The organism is Myxococcus xanthus (assembly GCF_006402735.1).
In the GTDB taxonomy this organism is placed as follows: domain Bacteria; phylum Myxococcota; class Myxococcia; order Myxococcales; family Myxococcaceae; genus Myxococcus; species Myxococcus xanthus_A.
Genome location: NZ_CP017174.1, coordinates 3,462,985 through 3,486,289, shown reverse-complemented (window position 1 = coordinate 3,486,289; position 23,305 = coordinate 3,462,985). Strand labels below are relative to the sequence as shown.

At 68.8% G+C, this 23,305-nt stretch carries 17 protein-coding genes and 1 other RNA gene; 12 read left to right on the top strand and 6 right to left on the bottom strand.

Annotated features, from left to right (window positions below; all coding sequences use genetic code 11):
- The first annotated feature begins 75 nt into the window (after positions 1-75).
- Positions 76-3,171 (top strand): glycosyltransferase family 4 protein, encoded by a 3,096-nt coding sequence (locus tag BHS09_RS14715; RefSeq protein ID WP_237080451.1) that lies wholly within the window; start codon positions 76-78, stop codon positions 3,169-3,171.
- A 99-nt stretch (positions 3,172-3,270) separates the two neighbouring features.
- On the top strand, positions 3,271-7,662 hold the full coding sequence (locus BHS09_RS14710; RefSeq protein ID WP_140798191.1) for a response regulator: 4,392 nt from the start codon (positions 3,271-3,273) through the stop codon (positions 7,660-7,662).
- 160 nt (positions 7,663-7,822) lie between these two features.
- On the opposite strand, the gene BHS09_RS14705 is transcribed toward BHS09_RS14710, so the two are convergent.
- Entirely contained in the window at positions 7,823-8,044 is a 222-nt protein-coding gene (locus BHS09_RS14705) for a hypothetical protein (protein ID WP_140790649.1), read from the bottom strand.
- A gap of 189 nt (positions 8,045-8,233) precedes the next feature.
- On the opposite strand from BHS09_RS14705, the gene BHS09_RS14700 reads away from it, so the two are divergent.
- The 7 genes from BHS09_RS14700 to BHS09_RS14670 all read left to right on the top strand — a co-directional run bounded on the left by BHS09_RS14700 (position 8,234) and on the right by BHS09_RS14670 (position 16,472).
- Positions 8,234-9,172, top strand: coding sequence for an AAA family ATPase (locus BHS09_RS14700; protein WP_011553045.1), 939 nt, complete (start codon positions 8,234-8,236; stop codon positions 9,170-9,172).
- Positions 9,173-9,188: 16 nt separating this feature from the next.
- A complete protein-coding gene (locus BHS09_RS14695; RefSeq protein WP_174258779.1) occupies positions 9,189-10,604 on the top strand; it encodes a patatin-like phospholipase family protein in 1,416 nt (471 codons plus the stop codon).
- A gap of 95 nt (positions 10,605-10,699) precedes the next feature.
- Entirely contained in the window at positions 10,700-11,647 is a 948-nt protein-coding gene (locus BHS09_RS14690) for a branched-chain amino acid transaminase (RefSeq protein ID WP_140790645.1), read from the top strand.
- A 108-nt stretch (positions 11,648-11,755) separates the two neighbouring features.
- Positions 11,756-13,096, top strand: a complete 1,341-nt coding sequence (locus BHS09_RS14685; RefSeq protein ID WP_140790643.1) for an AAA family ATPase — start codon at positions 11,756-11,758, stop codon at positions 13,094-13,096.
- A gap of 116 nt (positions 13,097-13,212) precedes the next feature.
- A complete protein-coding gene (locus BHS09_RS14680) occupies positions 13,213-14,055 on the top strand; it encodes a Fic family protein (protein WP_163884489.1) in 843 nt (280 codons plus the stop codon).
- Positions 14,056-14,208: 153 nt separating this feature from the next.
- A complete protein-coding gene (locus tag BHS09_RS14675) occupies positions 14,209-15,330 on the top strand; it encodes a DHH family phosphoesterase (protein ID WP_140790641.1) in 1,122 nt (373 codons plus the stop codon).
- On the top strand, positions 15,327-16,472 hold the full coding sequence (locus BHS09_RS14670) for a cysteine desulfurase family protein (RefSeq protein ID WP_140798189.1): 1,146 nt from the start codon (positions 15,327-15,329) through the stop codon (positions 16,470-16,472). The genes BHS09_RS14675 and BHS09_RS14670 overlap by 4 nt, the downstream gene beginning before the upstream one ends.
- On the opposite strand, the gene BHS09_RS14665 is transcribed toward BHS09_RS14670, so the two are convergent.
- From BHS09_RS14665 to BHS09_RS14645, 5 genes are all read right to left on the bottom strand, one after another.
- Entirely contained in the window at positions 16,469-17,566 is a 1,098-nt protein-coding gene (locus tag BHS09_RS14665; protein ID WP_140798188.1) for an ATP-binding response regulator, read from the bottom strand. The genes BHS09_RS14670 and BHS09_RS14665 overlap by 4 nt on opposite strands.
- The gene (locus tag BHS09_RS14660; protein ID WP_140790635.1) at positions 17,563-19,029 is read right to left on the bottom strand and encodes an ATPase domain-containing protein; all 1,467 of its coding nucleotides are present in this window, start codon (positions 19,027-19,029) and stop codon (positions 17,563-17,565) included. Before BHS09_RS14660 ends, BHS09_RS14665 begins: the two co-directional genes overlap by 4 nt.
- Positions 19,030-19,245: 216 nt before the next feature.
- Complete coding sequence (locus tag BHS09_RS14655; protein ID WP_174258778.1) at positions 19,246-19,416, bottom strand: hypothetical protein; 171 nt, start codon at positions 19,414-19,416, stop codon at positions 19,246-19,248.
- 104 nt (positions 19,417-19,520) lie between these two features.
- Complete coding sequence (locus BHS09_RS14650) at positions 19,521-20,519, bottom strand: serine/threonine-protein kinase (RefSeq protein ID WP_140798187.1); 999 nt, start codon at positions 20,517-20,519, stop codon at positions 19,521-19,523.
- Positions 20,516-21,406: a tetratricopeptide repeat protein gene (locus BHS09_RS14645; protein ID WP_237080364.1), complete on the bottom strand. Its 891-nt coding sequence runs from the start codon at positions 21,404-21,406 to the stop codon at positions 20,516-20,518. Before BHS09_RS14645 ends, BHS09_RS14650 begins: the two co-directional genes overlap by 4 nt.
- A 249-nt stretch (positions 21,407-21,655) precedes the next feature.
- On the opposite strand from BHS09_RS14645, the gene ssrS reads away from it, so the two are divergent.
- From ssrS to BHS09_RS14630, 3 genes are all read left to right on the top strand, one after another.
- A non-coding RNA gene (ssrS, locus tag BHS09_RS14640) (6S RNA) lies at positions 21,656-21,852 on the top strand.
- Between the two features lie 19 nt (positions 21,853-21,871).
- Positions 21,872-22,495: a 5-formyltetrahydrofolate cyclo-ligase gene (locus tag BHS09_RS14635; protein ID WP_002639727.1), complete on the top strand. Its 624-nt coding sequence runs from the start codon at positions 21,872-21,874 to the stop codon at positions 22,493-22,495.
- Positions 22,492-23,280, top strand: coding sequence for a TIGR00282 family metallophosphoesterase (locus BHS09_RS14630; protein ID WP_140790629.1), 789 nt, complete (start codon positions 22,492-22,494; stop codon positions 23,278-23,280). The genes BHS09_RS14635 and BHS09_RS14630 overlap by 4 nt, the downstream gene beginning before the upstream one ends.
- The last annotated feature ends 25 nt before the right edge of the window (positions 23,281-23,305 follow it).

Sequence of the window (23,305 nt, the reverse complement as noted above, 5' to 3'; positions counted from 1 at the left end):
CTGCTCCTGTGCAGTTTCGACGTCATCCCCGGTCCGTCGGGTTCATCCCGGCGTTTGACCGAATACTTGAAGGCGTTGCCGGACCGCTTCTCCGTGGTGGTGCTGTCGGCGAAGACGCCTGACCACTCCCACATCGAGAAGTACCAGGGCGCCCGGCTGCTGCGCGTCCCGGTAGGCTCGGGGGACCTGGCCTCACGCATCCAGGCCTTCGAGCGGGCCGTGCGCCGGCAGCTCGAAAGCGAGGACTACGCGCTCGCCCACTTCACGGACCCCTTCGGCGGATATGCGTTGTGCGAGCTGAAGGGAGACTACGGGTACCGGCTCATCTACGAGGCCCAGACGTTCCCCTCGCAGGAGCTGCGGTACACCCACCCGCAGACGGAGGGGGACCGGCGCTTCCTGTCGAAGATTCGCAGGCAGGAGCTGTTCTGCCTGATGAACGCGGACCTCGTCGTCACTGGCTCGGAGACGACGCGCGCGTACATCCAGTCGCTCGGCGCCAGTGAGGAGCAGGTCCGGGTGCTGCCCGCGCCGGTGGACCTCCAGCCCTTCACGCCCGAGGTGCTGGGCGCCCCGGACGGAGAACCGCTCCGGATGATGTACCTGGGCAGCCAGGTGGGGTGGCAGGGCCTGTCCACGCTGCTGCGCGCGGTGGAGGTGGCGGCCCGGAAGGAAGAGGTGCGCCTCACGGTGGTGGGCGCGCGCCACGCGGACTGGCAGCCGCACATGGATGACCTGGTGAAGGAGCTGGGCCTGGGCGACCGGGTGGAGTTCCAACCCCCGGTGCACCACGACGACCTGGCCAAGGTGCTCGCGCTCGCGGACGTGGGTGTGCTGCCCATGGATGACGTGGAGCGCAATCGCGTTCAGGGCGGACCGCTGGCGAAGGTGTCGGAGTACTGCGCCGCGGGCCGCCCCATCATCGCGGCGGACCTGCCCGTGACGCGGGAGCTCATCCCGGCTGGCGCAGGCGTCTTCTTCCCTCCGGGCGACAGCCAGGCCTTGGCCGACCGCATCATCGAGCTGGCGCGCGACGTGAAGCGCCGGATGGAGCTGGGCCAGGTGGCTCGGGCGCACGCGGAGGCGGCGCTCGACGCGGGGCTCATCCGCGGCAAGCTCCTGGACCTGTATGACTCGCTGCTGGAGAAGCGGTCGGAGCCAGTCTCCACCACGAGCGAGGACAACCTGCCCGCGCCCACCACGGTGACGGGAACGCCCACGAACCGGCTGGCGGCGCTGCTGCCCCCCGAGCCCGCCCCCACGGCGGCACCGGTCTCCAAGAAGGCGCCGGAGCCTCGGAAGGACAAGGACGCGCCTGCCACGGGGCGTGCGCGCGAAGACCTGCCGCTGGTCATGGGGCAGGTGCTCGAGGAGGGGCTCGACACGCGCCTCATCAAGACGGAGCTCGAGACGAATCCCATCGAGCCGCCCGTGGTGATGGGCGCGCCGCTGCGAGAGCGTTTCGCAGCGGCCGCCGATGCCGCGACCAGCACGGTCCGCGAGAGCGAGGCCTCCGCGTCCAGCGTGGCCGGCAAGGACGCGACGCCGGAAGGTTCCGCGCACGACGCGAGCGACGACGACGATTCTGAAAGCGCGCTTCCCATCGTGCAGGCAACAGAGGTCGAAGACGCGGACGCGCCCCCGTCGCCGACGCCCATCGTCAAGGCGCCGGCTCCGTCTGCGCAGGCCTCTTCGACGGTGAGCGACGATACGAGTGAGCACGCGGCGACGACGCCCGTCGTGAAAGCGCCCTCCTCATCGGGCCGGTTCTCCTCCGTGCAGAGTGACGACGACAGCGAAGCCTCGGGGAAGACGCCCATTGTCAAGGCGCCATCGTCTTCAGGCCGACTGCCGTCGGTGCTGAACGAGGACGGAAGCGAAGCCTCGGCGACGACGCCCGTCGTCAAGGTCCCCCCACCTCCGGGCCGGTCTCCTTCGCCCGTGGGCGCGGATTCCAGCGAAACCTCATCAGCGACGCCCATCATCAAGGCGCCCGCCGCGCTGAACCGGACGGACGCGGGCACCAGCGAACCTGCCGGGGACTCTGCTGAAGCCCCCGCGCCGACCCCGGTCGTCCGCAGCCCCGTCATCGGAGCGCGTTACGAGCCGCCCTCGCACACGCCGGTGGTGCGCTCGCCCTTCGAGACGGAACGGGATGAGACCTCCTCCGCCACGCCCGTGGTGCGCTCGCCCTACGACCGCCAGCGGGACGAGCCACCCGCGCCGACGCCCATCATCCGCGTGCCCACCGAACTGCTCCAGGAGCTCATCCCCACGCGCTCATCCAGCAGCCGTGGCCCCAATTCCTCAAGCCGGCCCGAAGAGCACCCCACCCCCACGCCCATCGTCCCCGCGCCCTCCTCGCTGTCGAGCCGGAGCATCTCCGCACGCATGGAGACGCCCGTCGGACGGATGACGGCACTGACGCCACAACCGCGGTCCACGAACACGGAACGGCCGCCGCCCATCTCCCGCCCGGGTGCCTCCGAAGCAGAGCGCCTGCCGCCCATCCGGGGAGGCGCATCCACGAGCACACCGGAGCGCCCGCCTCCGACCCTCCGCCAGAGCACCTCGACGCCGGAAGCCGACCAGCCCCCCGCCCTGCCTCCGCGCGCGGCGGCGCCCCCGCCCGTTCCCCGGCAGCGTCCGCCCCGGCTCCAGTCCGTGGACGGTCCCCCCCGGCTCGAACCCGTCAGCCCGCAGGCGCTCAAGGCCTCAGCCTCGGTCCCCGTCCCCAGCGGCGAGGACGAAGAGCCCGAGGAAATCTCCGAGGACGAAGCCCAGTCCATCGACGAGGGCGACGACGACAGCCTCTCCCGCGCGCGGCCCCAGCCCGAGGAGCCGGACGAAATCAGCAGCGACGAGGTGGAGGAAGCGGAGATTTCCGTTAGCAGTGCAGCGCAGCTCATCGAATCGGACGACGATCTGGAGGAAGCCGACGCCGACGTGGCCCCCGAGCCCCACGACGAGGGCCCCGCCCCGGAGCCCGTCCCCTCGACGCTGAACCCGTGGTTCGCCCAGCTCGCGCACGGGTACTGCCCCCCCGACGGAATCCGCTTCGACCGGCACACGCCCCCTACGACGTTCCCCGGCCGCGACGAGCCCACGAACCCCGCCCACCCGGCCCCCTCAGGCCGTTCGGAAGTCGTCGTCCGCGGCAAGAGCTCGTGAGGCAGCCAACCGACCTGCTCCTGGAAACTTTCCAAGGGTCGCACCCGCCCGATAGGATGTTCCGGTTTTCACAGCACTTTTTCCGGGACAAAGGGCTTCATGGAGCGTCGGGTCCTCATCGTCGAAAGCGAGCATGATTTTGCGCTCAGTATGGCCACCGTGCTCAAGGGCGCGGGATACCAGACAGCCTTGGCTGAGACGGCGGCTGACGCACAGCGTGAGCTGGAGAAGCGCCGGCCAGACCTGGTCGTCCTCCGCGCGGAGCTGAAGGATCAGTCCGGCTTCGTCCTCTGCGGCAACATCAAGAAGGGCAAGTGGGGTCAGAACCTCAAGGTCCTCCTGCTCTCCTCCGAGAGCGGCGTGGATGGTCTGGCGCAGCATCGTCAGACGCCACAGGCCGCGGACGGCTACCTCGCCATCCCATTCGAGATGGGCGAGCTGGCCGCCCTGAGCCACGGCATCGTGCCGCCGGGCACGGATGACACGGGCGCGTCGCTGGATGCCGCGCTGAACGGGACGCGCGAGGCGCCGCCGCCCATGCCTCCGTCACTCAAGGCCGCCGCGGGTGGGCCGCCGAAGCTGCCCAAGCGCGAGCGCCGTAGCGCGATGACGGAAGAGGACCGCGCGTTCCTCGACCGCACCTTCCAGTCCATCGCGGACCGCAAGGCGGAGCTGCTCGCCGAGTCCCGCCAGCTCAAGCGTCCGCCGCCGCGGCGCGAGCTGATGGGCACGCCCGAGGGCAAGATTCAAATCCTCCGCGACGAGCTGAAGACGCGCGAGGCCCAGCTCGCCCGCCTCTCCGAGATCTGGAACGTGCGCGAGCGCGAGCTGCTCTCCGGCGAGGACCGCATCCACGAGAAGGACGTGGAGCTGCAGGGCCTGAAGATGCAGGTGGACGACCTGCTGCGCCGCTTCAACGAGGCCCAGCAGGCCACCATCCAGAAGGAACGCGAGCACGGCGCCACCGTCGACGACCTGCTCCTCCAGAAGTTCTCCGCGGAGAAGGACCTCATCGAGGTCGTCGCCTCCAAGGAGAAGGACATCAACCTCCTGCGCCGGGAAGTCTCCCGCGCCGAGGAGGAGCTGAGCCGCCGCGCCGGCGAGCTGGAGCACGGCCGCAACGAGTACGACAAGCTGGAGAAGCACCTCGGCGTCGTCACGCTCGAGTTCGAGGTCAAGGAGCAGAAGCTCCAGGACACCGTCCTCGCGAATGAAGGCGAAATCGCGCGGCTGACGAAGCGCGGTGACGACTTCGAGGCCGAGCTGAACCGCACCATCAGCGAGCGTGACCAGCGCTTCGCCGAGCTGGACGGTGAAATCCAGGCCCTCCAGGAGCGGCTGCAGCAGACCGAGCAGGAGCGCGACACCACCGTGCGCGGCCTGGAAGCCCGCGCTGCCCGCGCCGAGGAGCACGGCACCCAGGCGGACGCGGAAATCCACCGGCTCAACGCCGAGCGTGATGCGCTGGAGGCGAAGCTCAGCCAGCAGGTCGCGGACCTGGAGGCGGACCTCGCGCGCACCACGGGCGAGCGCGACCAGCTCCGGCTGGACAAGGACGCCCAGGAGGCCGAGCTCACCCAGCGCGTCGAGGAGCGTGACGCGAAGCTCGGCACGCTCGAGCGTGAGCTGTCGGAGACCATCGCCCGGAACGAGCACACCGAGGCGGAGCTCAACGCCAACATCCAGCAGCAGTTGGAGCGCATCGGCGAGCTCGAGGGCGAAGTCGAGGCCGTCAAGACGCACCTGGAGGACCGCGAGAATGAGCTGACCGCGGAGCTCCAGGCGCTGGGCCAGGCCAAGGACGAACTGGAGACGGACCTCAACGACCGGCTCCAGGCCCTCTCCCAGGCGAAGGACGCGCTGGAGGCGGACCTCTCCCGTCAGCTGGAGGAGCTGCGCTCCGCCAAGGCCGAGCTCGAAGCGGACCTCACCGGCCAGATCCAGGCGCTCACCTCGCAGCTCGAGGAGACGCAGCGGCAGCTCGATGACTCGCAGCGGACCGGCGAACAGCTCTCCGCGCGCGTGGCCCAGCTGGAGGACACCGTCACCCAGCGGGAGTCCACCATCGAGTCCCTGCAAGGGGACGTGGCCGCGCGCGACCAGCGCATCTCCGAGCTGAGCGGAGACCTGGAGGCCACCAGCCAGACGCTGACGCAGACACAACAGACGCTGGCGCAGACGGAGCAGCAGCTCGCCGACACGCAGAACACGCTCGCCAGCACCGAAGGCACGCTGGCGGAGACGCGCGGCGAACTGGACGCCACCAGCCAGACGCTGGCGGATACGCAGGCGCGCCTCTCGGATACCGAGGGCGCGCTGGCGGAGACGCGCGGCGAGCTGGACGCCACCAGCCAGACGCTGGGCCAGACGCAGCAGGCGCTGGCCCAGACGGAAGGCGCGCTGGCGGAGACGCGCGGCGAGCTGGACGCCACCAGCCAGACGCTGGGCCAGACGCAGCAGACGTTGGCCCAGATGGAAGGCGCGCTGGCGGAGACCCGCGGCGAGCTGGACGCCACCAGCCAGACGCTGGGCCAGACGCAGCAGGCGCTGGCCCAGACGGAAGGCGCGCTGGCGGAGACCCGCGGCGAGCTGGAGGCCACTTCCCAGACGCTGGCTCAGACGCAGCAGACGCTGGCCCAGACCGAGGACACGCTGGCGCAGACGCGCGGCGAGTTGGACGCCACCTCCCAGACGCTCCAGCAGACGCATGCGGCGCTGGAGGACACGCGCGGCGCGCTCCAGGAGACCAGCGACACACTGGCCCACACCACCCGCGAGCGCGACCAGCGCATCGCGGAGCTGGCGGACCTGGGCGCGGCCAAGGACGCGCTGGAGCAGGACCTCACCGGGCAGATTGGTCAGCTCCGCAGCGAGCTGTCCGAGACGCAGGGCAACTACGAGGCCGAGCGGGCCGCGCACGAGAAGCTGGCCGAGGAGACGAGCGCGCACATCGGTGACCTCACCAGTGAGCGCGACGGACTCCGCTCCGAGCTGGAGGCCACCAGCCAGACGCTGGAGCAGACCCAAGGCCAGCTCGCCGCCACCCGCGACGCGCTGGCGCGCGAGCAGCACGCGCACCAGGAGAGCCGGAAGGCCGCCGCGAGCACCCAGGCCGCGCTGGAAGGCCAGCTGGCCGAAGCGCGTGCCCATGGCGAGGACCTGGGCGAACACCTCACCCTCACCAAGCACGAGCTGGGCACACGCGTCGCCGAGCTGACGCAGCTCACCGCCGCGCTGGCGCAGACGGAGAACACCCGGGCCCACCTCGAGGAGCGGCTGCACACGCTCACCGAGGAGTCGCAGCGCCGCGAGGAGCTCCTCCAGAACGACCTGACGCAGAAGGGCACGGAGCTGTCGGACACGCTCCGCAAGCTCACCCACGTGACGCAGGAGAAGATGCGTCAGGCGGAGGTGCTCAACCGCGAGGTCGCCACCCGCACCGAGCAGCTCAAGTCCCTGGAGGCCAAGCTCCAGACGCAGGCCACCGAGGCCCACCGTCAGGCCGAGGGCCTGGGTCAGCAGATTACGGGTCTCAACGAGCAGCTCGAACAGGGCCGCAAGGCGCTGGCGGGCCGCGAGGACCAGCTGCGCGCCGCGGGCGCCGCCCAGCAGAAACTCACCGCCGAGCGGGACGGCCTCGCGGGACAGGTCCAGCAGGCCGAGGCCCGGCTCCAGCAGCAGGCCCAGCAGGCGAACCAGGAACGTGCCGACGCCAAGCGCGCGGCGGACGAACTGGCCGCGAAGCTGGCCAAGGCCGAGCAGCGCATCGCCCAGTTCACGCAGGACGCCCAGACGCAGGCCACCGAGGCCGACGCCAGGGCCAAGGACCTGCAGGGCCAGCTGAGCGCGCGGGCGAAGAAGATCCAGGACCTGGAGCTGGCGGTGGAGAACGCGCAGGGCGCCAAGTCCCGCGCGGAGAAGGAACTAAACGCCAAGGTGGCCGCCGCCGAGAGCAAGGCCCACGAGGCTTCCACCCGCCTGGCCGCCGCGCAGAAGGAGCGCAAGGACCTGGAGGCGCGGCACGCCAAGGAGCAGGAAGACCTCACCGCCAAGCAGAAGGCGGAGCTGGAGCGTCGCGACGCCATCAAGGCGCAGGAGGTCGCCCGCCTGCAGCAGTCCGTGCAGGAGAAGAGCAAGGCCCTCAAGGTCGCCGAGCTGGAGCTGGCCCGATACAAGAGCAAGTCCGCCACCGCGGCCACCCCGGCCAAGGCCGCCGCCAAGCCCGCGACGGCCGAGGACGACGAGCTGGCCGTGAGGACGCAGCTCAACCAGGTCATCGCGCCCGCTGCAGCCCAGGCCCCGGCGAAGAAGCCGACCGCCAAGCCTGCGGCCCAGGCCGCCGCCGCGAAGAAGGCCCCTGCCCCGGCTCCCGCCCCGCCGGCGGCGCTGAGTGACGAGTCCGAGCCCACCGACCGGACCCTGGTCATCCAGTTGCCCACGGCCAAGGAAGACGACGACTGGACGGCCCTGGTGGACGAGCTGGACAAGTAACGGCGCCGGGATTCCGGCACCCCGCCGGAATCCCGACGGCCTCGGCCTCGAAACCCCGAGGCCTCAATGAAGCGGCCCTGACATCCGTGCCCTAGCCGGGCAGGTGTGTCAGGGCCGTTTCAGTTCCAACCCAGGAAGCGTCGAGCGGTTCCATCCGCGCTCAGAGCGCGGCGCGTGCCTCGCGGACCAGCTCCTTGAAGTGGAGCGTGGAGACGACGTCCCGGAGCGACACCACGCGGCCCCCCGTCTGGGCCTCCTCCTGGGCACGGCGCCAACTGTTGCGGAGTGTACGCAAGGAGACATAGGCCAGCAGGAGCGGGAAGCCGCCCGGAAGCAGGACCACCGCCACCATCATCACCATCCGCAACCACGCCCACACCATGACCGCTCACCTCCCTGAATACCGATTCGAATCCATGAGATGCACGACGTGTGCCCACGTTGCGCAGAAAATTTCCCTCCACAGTTACGCGGGTTTGCCAGGCAGCGAGGCGAACGGGCCACGGTGACGACGCCGGAACCCTGGCATTTTTGCCGCAGTCGACCGGAGGGCGTCGGTTAAGTTCACAGGGTGAGCACCCCTTCGACGGTTGAGAGCCACGCCTTCACCAGCGTGGAGGACGCGGAAAAGCGCCTGGAGCAGGTGGGCTATCTATCCTCGCCGGAGATCGCCACGGCGGCCTTCCTGGCGGACCGGATGGACAAACCCATCCTGGTGGAAGGCCCCGCCGGCGTCGGCAAGACGGAGCTGGCCAAGGCCCTGGCCCAGGCGCTGGGCCGCGAGTTCATCCGGCTCCAGTGCTACGAAGGCCTGGACGAAGCGAAGGCCCTCTACGAGTGGGAGTACGCCAAGCAGCTGCTCTACACCCAGCTCCTCAAGGACAAGATTGGGGACATGGTGCAAGGCACCACCACGCTGGCGCAGGCGGCGGACCGGCTGGCCTCCAGCGACGCGGTGTTCTTCTCCGAACGCTTCCTGCTGCCCCGCCCCGTGCTGAAGGCGCAGCTCTCCGAGCGCCCCGCCCTGCTGCTGGTGGACGAAATCGACAAGGCGGACCCGGAGTTCGAGGCCTTCCTGCTGGAGGTGCTCTCCGACAACGCCGTCACCATCCCCGAGTTGGGCACCTTCCGGGCAAAGCACATCCCCCGCGTGCTGCTCACCTCCAACGCCGCGCGCGAGCTGTCCGACGCGCTCAAGCGCCGCTGCCTCCACCTGCACATCGACTTCCCGGACCGCGAGCGCGAGCTGCGCATCGTCCGCTCGCGACTGCCCCAGGTGCCGCAGGTGCTGGCGGAGCAGGTGGTGGAAGCGGTGGCCGCCATCCGCTCGCTCGACCTGAAGAAGGCGCCCTCCATCAGCGAGACGCTCGACTGGGCCCAGAGCCTGGCGCTGCTGAACGCGGAGCAGCTCACCGCCGACGTGGTGGCCTCCACGCTGAACCTCGTCCTCAAATACGAAGGCGACATCGAGAAGGCGAAGGCCAACCTCTCGCAGATTGCCCAGGCCTGACGGGCCCTCGAAGCGCGTGCTGCTGAAGGAACGCTTCCAAATCACCCGGCCGCTCGAGGAGATGGAGCTCCGCCTCGTGCGCGCGTCGCTGGCCAACGCGGCCCTCGTCGACCCGCGCGAGGAAGCCATCCTCCGCACCGCCCTGTCGCTGGCGCGCCTCTACAAGGTGCGGCACGGCGAACTCGACGTGGGCGTGGGCGCGCTGCTCACCCCGTTTCGCGAGGAGGTGGAGCGCCGCCTGGGCCCCGTCCTCCAAGCCCCCTTCCCGCCCACGCGGGACCGGCTGATGCCGCACGTGAAGGACCTGCGCCAGCACGCCGCCAAGGCGCGCGACATGGTGGCGCAACGGCTGCGCGGGCGCGTTCCACCGGAGGCACTGGACCGGGAAATCCGGCACAAGGAGCTGGTGCTGGTCACCGGCGGCGGCGGCGGAACGGCCTACGTCTACCTGGGGGTGATGAGCATCCTGGACGAATACGGCCTGGAGCCGCGCCTGCTCGCCGGGACGTCCATGGGCGCCATCCTCGCCATCATGCGCTCGCGCCTGACGCGCTTCGACCCCACGGACATGATCAACATCGTCCGCGGGCTGTCCTTCCGGAAGCTCTTCCGCTTCATCTCCACGGAGAGCCGCTATGGCCTGCCCGCCGCGCTGCGGCTGTTCCTGCGCGCGGGGCTGGGCCGCTTCTTCGGCGCGGGACCGGAGAGCAGCGGCATGCGGCTCAAGGACTTGCCGGTGCCGACGCTCATCGCCGTGGGTGGCATCCGCCGCGGCATGCTTCCCCGGCCGCTGGAGTATTACGAGCGCCTGTTGGGCACCAGTCCGCTGGGCCTGCTCAACCCCGCGGGTGTGGCACGCCGCATCCAGGCCGCCATGGGCGCCATGGCCGAGCTCTTCACCCGCCCCGAAATCACCACCCGCCTCTACCTGGGCGCGGACGACACCACCGGCGACTTCGACGCGCTCGACGCCGCGGGCTTCTCATCCGCGCTGCCCGGCGTCATCCACTACGACGTGCTGCGCAAGGACCCCGGCATGCACACGTTGGTGGAAGGACTCATGGGCCAGCACGGCGTCGCGAGGCTCATCGACGGAGGACTGGTGGACAACCTGCCAGCGAAGGCGGCGTGGAAGGCAGTGGCCCGGGGCCGCATCGGCACGCGCAACGCGTTCATCCTCGCGCTCGACGGCTTCGCCCCGAAGCTGACCACGCCCTTCTGGCTGCCCCTCCAGCGGCTGGCCGCGATGACGGTGGCGCCGAACCTTCCCTATACGCACCACGTCAAACGCTTTCCGCGAACACTGTCACCGCTGGACGTCGTACCGTCGGTGGAACTCGCCTCGAAGGCGTTACACTTTGGCAGGACGGCACTGGCGGAGGACCTCCCGTTCCTCCGACGGATGCTTGCCCCCCTGCCACCGGTGCTGTGACTTTTTCGGAACGAGAAACACGCTTTGACCTCATAGGTTTCACTGACTAGAAGGCCCGGGCTGTCCCCTCACACATCCAGGCGAAGGAACATCGAATGAGCTCGACCTCGAGTAGTGGAGTGCGCGCCGAGCAAATCTGGCTCGACGGCCGACTGATGAAATGGGACGAAGGCCACGTGCATCTGATGACGCACGCGCTTCACTATGGCCTGGGTGTCTTCGAGGGCATCCGCGCATACAAGACGCACGACGGACGGCTGGCTGTCTTCCGGCTGCGTGAGCACGTCCGCCGGCTGCTCGACTCGGCCCACATCATCATGCTGAAGATTCCGTACACCGAGGACGAGCTCTTCGACGCGTGCGTGAATCTGCTCCGCGCACAGAAGGACCTGTTCGCCAACGGCGCGTACCTGCGGCCGGTGGCCTTCATGGGCGACGGCGCCATGGGCCTGGGCGCGGTGAACCCCACCCGCACGGCCGTGACGGCCTGGGACTGGGGCGCGTACCTGGGCGACAAGGGCATCAAGGAAGGCATCCGCGCCAAGGTCAGCTCGTACACGCGCATGCACGTCAACGTGAACATGGTGCGCGGGAAGATTACCGGCCAGTACGTCAACTCCATCCTCGCCAAGCGCGAGGCGGTGATGGCGGGCTACGACGAGGCCATCCTCCTGGACATCAGCGGCTTCGTGGCCGAGGCCTCCGGCGAGAACATCTTCCAGGTGAACAAGAAGGGCATCATCAAGACGCCCCCGCTGTCCGGCCCCATCCTGGACGGCATCACCCGCGACACGGTGCTGCACATCCTGCGCGACAGCGGCCGCACGGTGGAGGAGGTCACCTTCACCCGCGACGCGCTCTACATCACCAACGAGATCTTCCTCTGCGGCACGGCGGCGGAGATCACCCCCGTGCGCGAGGTGGACAACCGCCAGGTGGCCGACGGCAAGCCCGGCCCCATTACCCGGTACGTGCAGGACATGTACTTCCGCATCGTGCGTGGCCAGGAGCCGCGCTACGCGGACTGGCTCACGTACATCTGAGCCACCCCGCCTCGCCCCCCCTCTTCGGCATGGGAGGGGGGCGGGCAGCCAGGGAAGACGCCACGTCCCGCGCCCGACCGCCCATCGAATGGGCTAGAACGGGGCTTGATGGCTCCTCCCGCTGGCTACGACTACGACGACAATCCGTTCAAGCTCGAGAACCCATCCATCCTCGACATCGCTCCACCGGAGCCGAAGTCGGTGGAGGACACGGGGCTCAAGATGGGCATCCTGTCCGACATCGCCCTGAAGTACCTCTATTACGCGGGCACGGGCACGGGCATGGGCATCGCGGACGAGATGCGGCTGCCGTGGCCGGGCGTCATCGAGCACGTGGTGGACTTCCTCGCCACGGAGAAGCTGGTGGACCTGCGCGGCGGTAAGGGCTTTGGCCGCGCGTCAGTGGAGTTCATCCTGTCGGAGAAGGGCCGCGAGTACGCGCGAGACGCCCTCACCCGCACCACCTACGTGGGCCCCGCGCCGGTGCCCATCGAGCAGTACAACGCGCTCATCACCAGCCAGACGGAGGAGACGCCCGTCGTCAGCCAGGAGGAGCTGGTGATGGCGCTCAGCCACCTCACCGTCCCCGCGGAGCTGATGGACAAGCTGGGCCCGGCGGTGAACTCCGGCCGCTCGCTGTTCCTCTACGGCTCCCCTGGCAACGGAAAGACGAGCCTGGCCGAGGCCGTCTCCAACATGTTCGGCGGCGAGGTGTTCGTCCCCCACTGCCTGGAGATTGGGAATCAGATCATCCAGGTCCACGACCGGCTCATCCACACGCCGGTGTCGCTGGAGGTCGGCCGGGATGCCTCCGGCCGCCGGCAGACCTTCGAAATGGACAACCGGTGGCTCGTGTGCCGCCGGCCCTCCGTCGTCGTGGGCGGCGAGCTGACGCTGGCGATGCTGGACCTCATCTATTCGGAGAGCACCCGCTTCTACGAGGCCCCGTTCCAGGTGAAGGCCAACGGCGGCATGCTCCTCATCGACGACTTCGGCCGCCAGAAGGTCCACCCCACGGACCTGCTCAACCGGTGGATTGTCCCCCTGGAGAAGCGGGTGGACTTCCTCACCCTCCACACCGGCAAGAAGTTCGAAATCCCCTTCGACCAGCTCCTCGTCTTCTCCACCAACCTGGACCCCAAGGAACTGGTGGACGAGGCCTTCCTACGCCGCATCAAGTACAAGATTGAGGTCGGGAATCCCGACGAAGAGGCTTACCGGGAAATCTTCAGTCGCGTCTGCGAGGCAGCGGGAATCCCGTACGTGGACCAGGCCGTCACGTACCTCATCGAGCACTACTACAAGCCCCGGAGCATGGAGCTTCGCTCGTGCCACCCTCGGGACCTGGTGAGCCTCATTCGGGACTCGGCGCGCTACCGGCAGATACCTCCGGCGCTCTCCAAGGACCTGCTCGACCAGGCGTGCGAGGTGTTCCTCGTCAATCTGTGATGATTTCGTTGTTACAACCGCGCGGAATTTCTAGAATCCACGCGCCGTTGTACCGCTCGGCCGCATGCTTCGAGTACCGCCCGCGGCGGACCCGCAGCGAGAAGGAGCCGCAGTCCGTGAAGGAACGCTACCAGGACATCGACGAGAAGAACGAAACGCTGCGTGGGTACCTCGACATCTACAAGGACAAGCCGGACGCGCGCGAGTTCTTGGACAAGATGGAGATGTCGTGGATCTACCACGACGCCGCGCTAGAGGGAGTCGTCTACACGCATCAGGAACTGATGGCCGCGCTGTTCCCTCATCGAACCAGCGCGGAAGCCTCCATGATTCCGGTGGTCCTCGAAATCCGGAACCACAAGGCCGTCTGTGACTTCATCCGTGAGGAGGCAGCGGGCGCGAAGAAGCAGGCGCAAATCACGCTGACCACCATCAAGCGGATGCACGACCTCTTCCTGGGCAACACGCCGGAGGCCCAGACGGAGCGCGCGCGCATGGAGCGCCGCGAGCGCACGGAGAAGGAGCTGGCCAAGGAACGCGACAGGTCCGGGCTGCGCAAGGACATGCCGCTGCACCGCACGTACTTCCACGACATCTCCCAGCCGGCGAAGATCCAGCCGGAGTTGGAGAAGCTCGTGGACTACACGGCCAGCGCCGAGTTCCGGGAGTTCCACCCCATCAAGCAGGCGGCCACGGTCCAGCACAAGTTCGTGCAGATCTTCCCCTTCACCGAGCACAGCGGGAAGGTGGGGCGCATGTGCAGCAACCTCATCCTGCTGCGCAATGGCTACATGCCCGCCGTCATCCACTCCATCGACCGGCAGCGCTACTACGAGTCCTTCCGGGGACCCGTGGCGGGCTTCCGGACGGTGCTGATGGACGCGATGGAGAACTCGCTCGACAACGGCATGAAGTACTTCAGGGACCTGGGGCGCAAGTACAAGGCCCTGAACAGCTAGCCCACGTCCCGCGGCGGCCCGGCGAGGGAGCGCGCAGGCTCACGCTCCTCTCGCGCGTCGTGAAGGATGCGGGGTCCGTCGACACCATTGGTGTGTTGGCAACAGACCCCGGATTCTCGAATCCCAGGACGGGAGGAAGTAAGAAGAATACCCATGCCTGTGACACAGTCCCTCAACAGCCGCCGCGGAACCGGAAATTCGGGAGGCGAGCTGACGGAGCCTCCGCCAGCGCGATTGGCCCATATGCCAGCCCGTGCCAAGCTGGAGCGGCTCCTGCAAGTGGCCCAAGGCCACCACAAGGCGCTCATCCTCACCCACGACAATCCGGACCCGGACTCGCTGGCGGCGGCGGTGGCGTTGGCGCACCTGCTCGAGCGCAAGGCGGGGCTGAAGGCCCACATCGGCTACGGGGGCATCATCGGCCGGGCGGAGAACATCGCCTTCGTGAAGGTGCTGCGCCTGCCCGTCTCGCACGTGTCGACCATCGACTTCGATGAGTACGACCTCTTCGGGCTGGTGGACACGCAGCCCAAGGTGGGCAACCACTCCCTGCCGGCGCGGCTGGAAGCGCACCTGGTGGTGGACCACCATCCGCTGCGCCAGGAGAGCCTGGAGGCCCCTTTCGCGGACGTGGGCGGCGACTTCGGCGCCACGTCCACCATGCTGGTGGAGTACTTGCGCGCGGCCCGGCTGGAGCCCTCCGTGGAGGTGGCCACGGGCCTGTTCTACGGCATCAAGGCGGACACGCGCGACCTGGGCCGGGAGACGACGCCCACGGACGTGGACAGCTACCTGTGGCTGTTCCCGCGCATGGACAAGACGCTGCTGGCGCAGATTGAGCACCCCGAGCTGCCCGCGCGCTACTTCCAGCTGTACCACACGGCCTACGAGCGGGCGAAGGTGTACGGGACGGCCATCGTCACCGACCTGGAGGAGGTCTACTCCCCGGACATGGTGGCGGAGGTGGCCGAGCGGCTGATGTTCCTCGAAGGCATGAAGTGGTCGCTGGCCTTCGGGACGTACCGCAACCAGCTCTTCCTCAGCTTGCGCGTGAAGGACCGGCGCATGAACGCGGGGCGCCTCATCCGCGAAATCTGCGAGGACTACGGCGGCTCCTCCGGCGGCCACGGCAGCATGGCCGGAGCGCGGCTGCCGCTGTCCGGGAAGCTGGCGCAGCGCAAGGCACTCAAGCGCGAGCTGGTGGCCAAGTTCCTGGAGGCGTTCGGCGTCGCCAACGAGCGGCCGGTGTCGCTGCTGTACGCGCAGGACTCGTGACGTACTGGGACTACAACGCGGCCGCGCCGGTGCGAGCGGAGGTGGTGACGCTGCTGTCGCGCGCCTTCGCGTCGAGCGGTTATGGCAATGCGTCCAGCGTGCACCAGGAGGGCCGCGCGGCCCGGGCCCGGTTGGACACGGCACGGGCGAAGGTGGCGCGCGTGCTCGGCTGCGAGCCGAAGGAAGTCAGCTTCACCGGCTCCGGCAGTGAGGCGGACGCGCTGGCGCTCGTGGGCGCCTGGCACCTGCGCCCTCATCCCGAACGGCGGCGGGTGGTGACATCCGCGGTGGAGCACCCTGCCCTGCTGGGCGCGGTGGCGCAGCTGGAGCGGGAAGGTGCCCACGTCGTGCGGGTGGCGCCCGGTCCGGACGGGCGCGTGCGCGAAGCCGACATGCTGGAGGCCCTGACGCCGGACGCGGCCTTGTGCTCGTTGATGTGGGCCAACAACGAGACGGGCGTGCTCCAACCCGCGCGGGAGGTGGCGCGCGCGTGCCGACAGCGTGGCGTGCTGTTCCACACGGACGCGGTGCAAGCCGCGGGCAAGGTGCCCCTGTCCTTGCGCGAGGTGGATGCGGACCTGCTGTCTCTGTCCGCGCACAAGTTCGGCGGCCCTCCGGGCGTGGGCGTGCTGATGGTGCGCAAGAGCGTGGATGTCCGCGCGCTCACGCCGGGCCACCAGGAAGGCGGCCGTCGCGGGGGGACGCAGAACGTGCCCTATGCCGAGGCGCTGGCGCTGGCGCTGGCGCTGGCCGACGCGGAGCTGCCCGAGACAGCGGCGCGGCTGACCGCGCTCCGCGATGCGTTCGAGCGGGAGGTGACGACGCGCCTGCCCGACGTGCACGTCAACGGCGGCGCTGCCCCGCGCGTGCCCAACACCAGCAACCTGCGCTTCGACGGCGTGGAGGGTGAGTCGCTGCTCATCGCCCTGGACCTGGAGGGCATCTGCGTGTCGTCCGGCGCCGCCTGCGCATCCGGCACGCTGACGCCGTCGCATGTCCTGCGGGCCATGGGCCTGTCGCCAGCGCAGGCCCGAGGCAGCCTTCGCTTCAGCCTGGGGCCCGGCACGAAGGAAGCGGACGTGGCGCACGTGGTGGACGCGCTCGTCCGGCACGTGCCCAACGTCCGCGCGCTGGCCGGCTAGGACACGGGACGCCGGCTCAGGGGAAGCCGGAGGTGGAAGGTCGACCCCTCCCCCAATTCGGACTTCACCGACAACGAGCCGCCGTGCAGCTTCGCCAGCGACGAGGCGATGTAGAGCCCCAGCCCATGGCCCTGGGCGGGCTCGCCGTCGGCCCGCTGGAAGCGCTCGAAGACGAAGGGAAGCGCCCCCGCCGAGATGCCGATGCCCCAATCCCGGACGTGGATGTCCGCCAGTCCGGGATGCTGTGAGAGGCCCACTTCGACGCGCCGTGTCTCGCCCCCGTACTTCACCGCGTTGGAGAGCAGGTTGTTGAGCACCTGCCGCACCCGCTCCCCGTCGAAGGGAAGAAACACGGGCTCCCCGGCGCCCAGCAGCACGAAGTCCACCTGCGATTCCAAATCTCGCCACTCCTGGATGAGTTCCCGGAGGAAGGCGGCGATGTCGCCCTGCATGGGCCTCAGCTCCACCTTGCCTTCGGCCAGGCGCGAGGCGTCCAGGATGGAGGAGATGAGGTGGTTCATCCGGTCCAGTTGCCGCAGGACGGCTTCCGTCGAACGGACCTCGTCCTCCGTGCCCCGCTTCCCCACCTTGCGCAGCAGGACCTGCGCGTGGAGGCGGGCCGAGGAGAGTGGCGTCTTCAGCTCGTGGGCCACCCAGTTGAGCACCTCCTCACGGGCCAGGATGGGCCCCCTGCGCGCGTGCGAGGAGGCTTTCGGCTCGGAGAGGGTGGGCACGGCCACGGGCGGACGCTCGCGAAGGGCGTTGGTGACGGCATCCTCGAAAGCGGTCAGGTCCACCGGCTTGGCGAGAAAGACATCCGCCTCCTCACGGCCCGCGGGCCGCGCGGCGCTCAGCAGCACGAAGGGAATCGACGCGAGGCTCGGCTCCGCCCGCATGGCGCGCAGCAACTCCATGCCCGTGCGGCGGGGCATCATGTGGTCGCTCACCACCAGGTCTGGTGGCTCCGTGCGCGCCAACATGAGCGCGTCTTCTCCATTGTGGGCCCGGATGGCGCGGTAGCCGAGCGCCTCCACGACCTCGGCGAAGACCTCGAGCAGGGCTTCCTCGTCCTCCGCGATGAGGACGCCGCTCATTCCACGGCCCCGATGCTCGTCCCAATCGGCCGGGCCTGCCCTGTCAGCAGCCCTTCCGCGGAGCGCATCGTCGCCAGGACCTTCATCCCCGAATCGGCGATCTGGAACTCGCGCAAGTCATTGTCGTACTTGCTGTCCCGCATCTTGAGCACGGACAGGATGCGGTGGATGCGCCCGCGCAGCTCCACGTAGCGCAAGAGGAGCAGGTTCTCCCCGAGGATGGAGACGGGCGCGTCGCTGAAGTCGAGCTCCGTGCCGGCCACCTTCGAGACTTCCCGCGTGTACAGCGTCGTCACCCCCGCCCGGCGCAGCTTCTCCGCGAGCGCGGCCAGGAAGAGCGGCCGGCGCTCCCGCTCGATGATGGACGACTCCAGCGTCGTGAGGCCATCGATGACCAGCCGCTTCACATCCAGCCGCGCCACCTCCTGGAGGATGCGGTCCACCACGAGGTCCGCCTCCAGCTCCATCGGAGGGATGTACAGGTAGGTGAGAATGCCGCTCTTCACGAAGCGCGCCACGTCCAATTGGATGCGCCGCGCCCGGGCGGCCAGTGACGCCGTGGAGTCATGGAAGGAGACGAAGAGGGCGTGCTCCTCCCGGCGCGCGCCTTCCACCGCGAAGTGCGCGGCCAGCAGCGTCTTCCCGATGCCCATGCTTCCGGCGAGCAGCGTGGCGCTCGTGCGGGGCAGTCCGCCCTCCATCAAGACGTCCAGCTCCGGCAGGCCGAAGCTGACGCGGTCCACGGGCGGCTCCACGTCCACACCGGTGGGCTCCAGCGCCTCGAGCCGAGGGATGAAGGACACCCCGTCCCCGTCGATACGCATCAGATGCTCACCCGACAGGTGTGGCCGACCGCGCAGCTTCACGACCTCCACGCGGCGCATGCGGCGGGCACCGTGCTTCGACACGGACAGGGAGACGATGCCGTCCACCGTGGTGGCCTCGGGCAACGTCAGCAGCTTTTCCAGTGGGTACTCGGTGGTGAAGAGGCCGACGCAATCCGCCGCGGCCAGGCCAATGCCCAGCTCGTAGAGAAACTCGCGCAGGCGCGCCTCGTCCTGCCAGAGGTCCCGGATGGCGCGCAGGCCATCGATGAAGAGCAGCTTCGCGCCCCGCTTGCGCACCGTCTGGACGATGAGGTCACGCGTCTCCTTCGCGCCCTGCTTGAGCGAGGAGTAGGCGCTAATCACGAAGAGCTTGTCGTCCAGCAGCTCCTCCTTGAAGAAGCTGAAGCTGGTCAGCTCGCCCACGAGCTTGTCGTGGGGCTCGGACGTGACGGTGACCAGCACGACAGGCAACCCTCGCGCCGCGGCGAGGAAGGCCAGCTGGCTGCACAGCACCGTCTTCCCGCTGCCGGGGTCTCCGGCCACGATGAGGGACTGTCGTCGGGGGATGCCTCCGCCCAGCAACGCGTCGAAGCTCGGGATGCCTGTCTCGAAGAGCGACCACGTCCGGCGATCCATTCAGGGTCCATCACTTGGCGGGGGGAAGCTCGCGTCACTCGACCGCCAGAATGAGCGTGCGCAGGAACACTTTCAGCGCGCTCCTCTTCCGGGACCTAACAATCCGACTGCGCGGGGCCAAGCCTCTCCTTCGGACTTGAGGGCATGGTCACTCGCCAGATGCACGCTGTTGGACAGGCGCGAGGCAAAACCAGCGCCTCACGCCCTCCAGCGTCGCTACCAGGACTGCTCCGGGAGCAGCTGCTCGCGAACATCCTCGTCGGGCTGCCCGTAACCGGGCATCCCGTCTTCCCGGGCTTCATCCGCCTTGGAGATCCGCGGACGCTCACGCTCCTCGGGCTCGGGTGCGGACTGCTCCGGCTTCGGCTGCTTGGGCTCGTTGGCCATGTGAATTCCTCCCCCCACGCGACACCGCGCGGCGGAAGGAAAGGTCGTCATCGTCCTGGGAGGTGGGCAGGGACGGTGGAGCGGACAACAGCGTGCCCGCTCCCCTACCCCGCGCGCGAGCCCGGCGTCGGCGGCGTCCCACCGGGCGGCGGCGTGGCGGGCACCTCATCACTGGCGCCGAAGAGGCCACGCACGACGGCGGCGATGGCCAGCGGCGTGCCCACGCGTTCGTCGTAGTGGGGCGTCAGCGCCTGGGCGAACTCCTCCGCCGTCGGGAAGCGGTCCTCGGGACGCTCCGCGAAGGCCCGGGCCACCACGGCCTCCAGCGCCTCCGGAATGTCGGGCCGCAGCTCACGCAGGGGCCGGTACTGCCGGGCGCGGATGGCGTTGAACACGGCGTCCGGCGTCGTGCCGGTGAAGGGGCGCTCCAGCGTCAGCAGTTCGTAGAGCACCACCGTGGCGGCCCACAGGTCGGCCTCCGGGCTCACCTCGCCGAGCAGCGATTCGGGGGACAGGTAGTAGGGCTTGCCCAGCACGTCGCCGCCCTGGAGCTTGCCGTCCACCAGCACGCGCGACACGCCGAAGTCGCCCAGCTTGATTTCGCCCACGCGGGAGATGAAGACGTTGGACGGCGACACGTCGCAGTGGACGATGCCCAGCCGCTCGCCCTGGGGCCCCGTGGCGGAGTGCGCGTACGCGAGCGCCTCCAGCAGCACCTTGCCCAGGTACACCGCGAAGTCGAGCGGCAGTGGAATCCCGCGCACCTTGCAGCGCCGGAGGATCTGCCCCAGGTCGCGGCCGTCCACCAGCTCCATCACGATGAAGTAGATGCCCTCCAGCGCGCCGGCATCCAGCACCGTGACGATGTTGGGGTGGTGGAGCTGCTTGGACAGCTGCGCCTCGCGGGCGAAGAGCGCCACGGACTCCGGATCCCGCGTCAACGCGGGCAACAGGCGCTTGAGCGCCACCGTCCAGCCCTCACGCGGGCCGGCCAACACCCGGGCCCGGTACACCTCCGCCATCCCGCCCTTGCCCAGCACGGAGAGGACTTCGTAGTTGCCGAAGACCCGCGTGGTCTTCTGCGGGGGAGTCGGCTGGCTCACGGCGTGGTGTTTCCGGCCCCCGCCGGCGGGCGGACGGGAACCCGCTTCCGGGTCCGCTGCTGCTGCATGAGCGTTTCGATGTCCCTGATGTCTTCGCGCAGCGCCTGCTCCGCCACCGCTTCCGCCGCGCGGCCCGCGGGCATCCAGCCCTGATCGAAGGCCTTGCGCAGCGACTCGCGCGAGCGGTTGCGGTTGCCTTCGCGCTGATACGCGTAGGCCAGCCACAGGTGGACGTCCGCGCGCCCCAACGCCCTGCCCGCCTCCAGCGTCTTCACCGCACGGCTCACGTCATTGAGCATCAGCTGGCTGGCCCCCAGGCCCACCACCGCGCCGGCGCTGCGGGGATCCTTCGACAGGGCCAGCTCGAAGTGGCGCTGCGCCACGCCCGCGTTGCCCGCGGCCAGCTGACGCTGCCCCTCCTCCAAGGGTGACACCTCGCCCTGCCGGCCCAGTCCCGCGGCCACCTGCGCCGCGGACGAGTTCGCGCCGTCCGGCGTGGCCGAGGCGGCCACGGCCGTGGTCGCCGAAGCCGCGCGCGCCGGCGACACCGCGTCCGCGTCCCGGGACAGCGGCCGCAGCAGCAGGAGGGAGTCGTTCTTCAACACCGGCGAACGGCAACCGTCCTTCAGGCGGAACAGGGCCGTCATCACCCCATCTTCCGGGTTGAACACGACCAGCGCGGGCAGATTCACCCGCGGCTCACAGTGGGGCCCCAACTGGCAGAGCAACACCTGGCCCACCAGGACGTTGTCCTGGAACTCGCCAGAGAGCACCTCCGTATCGGGTTCGAATCCGCAGGGTCCGCCAGTCGCGACCCCCACCAGCTGGTCTCCCTGCATGCGCAGGGACACCACGCCATAGGAATCCCCTTGATAGGAGCTCGACACCGTGGGCGGTCCCGCCCACGCGAGGCCGGAGGCAACGGAAAGAACCGTCGCAAGACCCTTGTTCAATAGCGAGGGCGGCATATGTGGGTGGATTCGGGCTCTTTCCATCATAGAGGTCCCGCGCCTGCCTTGTAAACGCGCGAGGATGCCTTGACCCCGCCGCCCCCCGTCCTTATCATTTCCAAAGACTCTGGCGGGAATTCCCAATAGATTCGAGGATTTGGAAGCACTGTAGCTTTGTTCAAGGGCTGTCCCCTGCGGGGCGCGTGATGCTCGGCAGAAATTCGAACCGATACGTCCATTCCGGGGTCCGTTTCGGTCTCCATGTGCAAGCCCTCCCTCCTCACGGGGGATGAGGGAAGCCTGCGGAGACATGATTTCGGTCCCCACCTGGCTTTTTGAGGGTTCAATGGACGCCGGGCACACGGCCATGCTGCGGGGGACTTTTTCTTTGGAGCGGCGTCGGTGAGCGAGACGGTGGTGGAAGAGGCGGCGGCGAGGAAGCAGACCCTACGAGAGGAGCTCACGGCGCGCCGGAAGGCGATGACGCCGGATCTCATCGATACGCGGGGTCTCAAGGTTCAGTCTCGGTTTCTGGCGGCGCCGTATTATCAGAAGGCGCGCACGGTGGCGCTGTACGCCCCCATTCGGGGGGAAGTGCCAACCCGGGATATCCTGATTGCGGCGTTGCAAGACGGCAAGATTGTCTGCTACCCGCTCTCACATGTTCACGGGCGGATTCTTTCGTTCCGTGCCATCAAGTCGGAAAGCGAGCTGGAACCGGGACGTTTGGGGGTGCGTGAGCCCACCAACTCCGCGGACCTCATCGCGGTGGACCAGATTGACCTCTTCGTGGTGCCGGGCCTGGGCTTCACCCGGGAAGGCAAGCGGCTGGGGCGCGGGGGCGGTTACTACGACGCCACCCTCCGCGCGGCCAGTCAGCGCAGTCGTCGGGTGGGCCTGGCCTTCAATGACCAGGTCGTCCCCGTGCTGCCCACGACCGGGGATGACGTCGACATGGACCTGGTCGTAACGGAGTCTGAGTCCCTGCGCGGCCTGTACCGCGACTGGGACTTCCTCGATACGTGAAAGTCCTCTTCATGGGGGACGTGGTGGGCCGCCCGGGTCTCCAGGCGGTCCGCACGCTCCTTCCGAGGGTCCGCGCGCAGCACGGCGTGGACGTGGTGGTCGCCAACGCGGAGAACAGCGACCAGGGCTCGGGCATCACTTCAGAGACGGCCCACTACCTGCTCGACAGCGGCGTCCAGCTGCTGACGAGCGGTAATCATTTCTACTCCAAGAAAGCCATCCTCCCCTGGGTGAAGGAGCATCCGGACCTGCTCTTGCGTCCGGCCAACTACCCCAAGGGCACACCGGGTAAGGGCCACAGCGTGGTGAAGCTGCCGGATGGGCGCGCGCTGGGCGTCATCAACCTGGAGGGGCGCGTCTTCATGCGCACCGAGGCCAGCCCCTTCGAGGTGGTGGAAGGGCTGGTGGAGGAGCTGCGCCAGCAGACGCCCTGCATCCTGGTGGACATGCACTGCGAGGCGTCCAGTGAGAAGAACGCCATGGGCGTCCACCTGGATGGGCGGGTGTCCGTGGTGGTGGGGACACACACGCACGTGCAGACGGCGGATGAGCGCATCCTCCCCGGTGGCACGGCCTTCATCACGGATGTCGGCATGTGCGGGCCGTTGGACTCCGTCATCGGCATGAAGAAGGAGTCCTCGCTGACGCGCTTCCTGGGCAAGCCGGCGCCCTATGAGGTGGCGGAGCGGCTCGTCTACCTGCAAGGCGTGGTGGTGGACATCGACGACGCCACCGGACGGGGCCGGAGCATCCACCGCGTGCGTGAGCACCTGCCAGGCACCTGAAACCCGGTGGAGGAAGTGCGTCCAC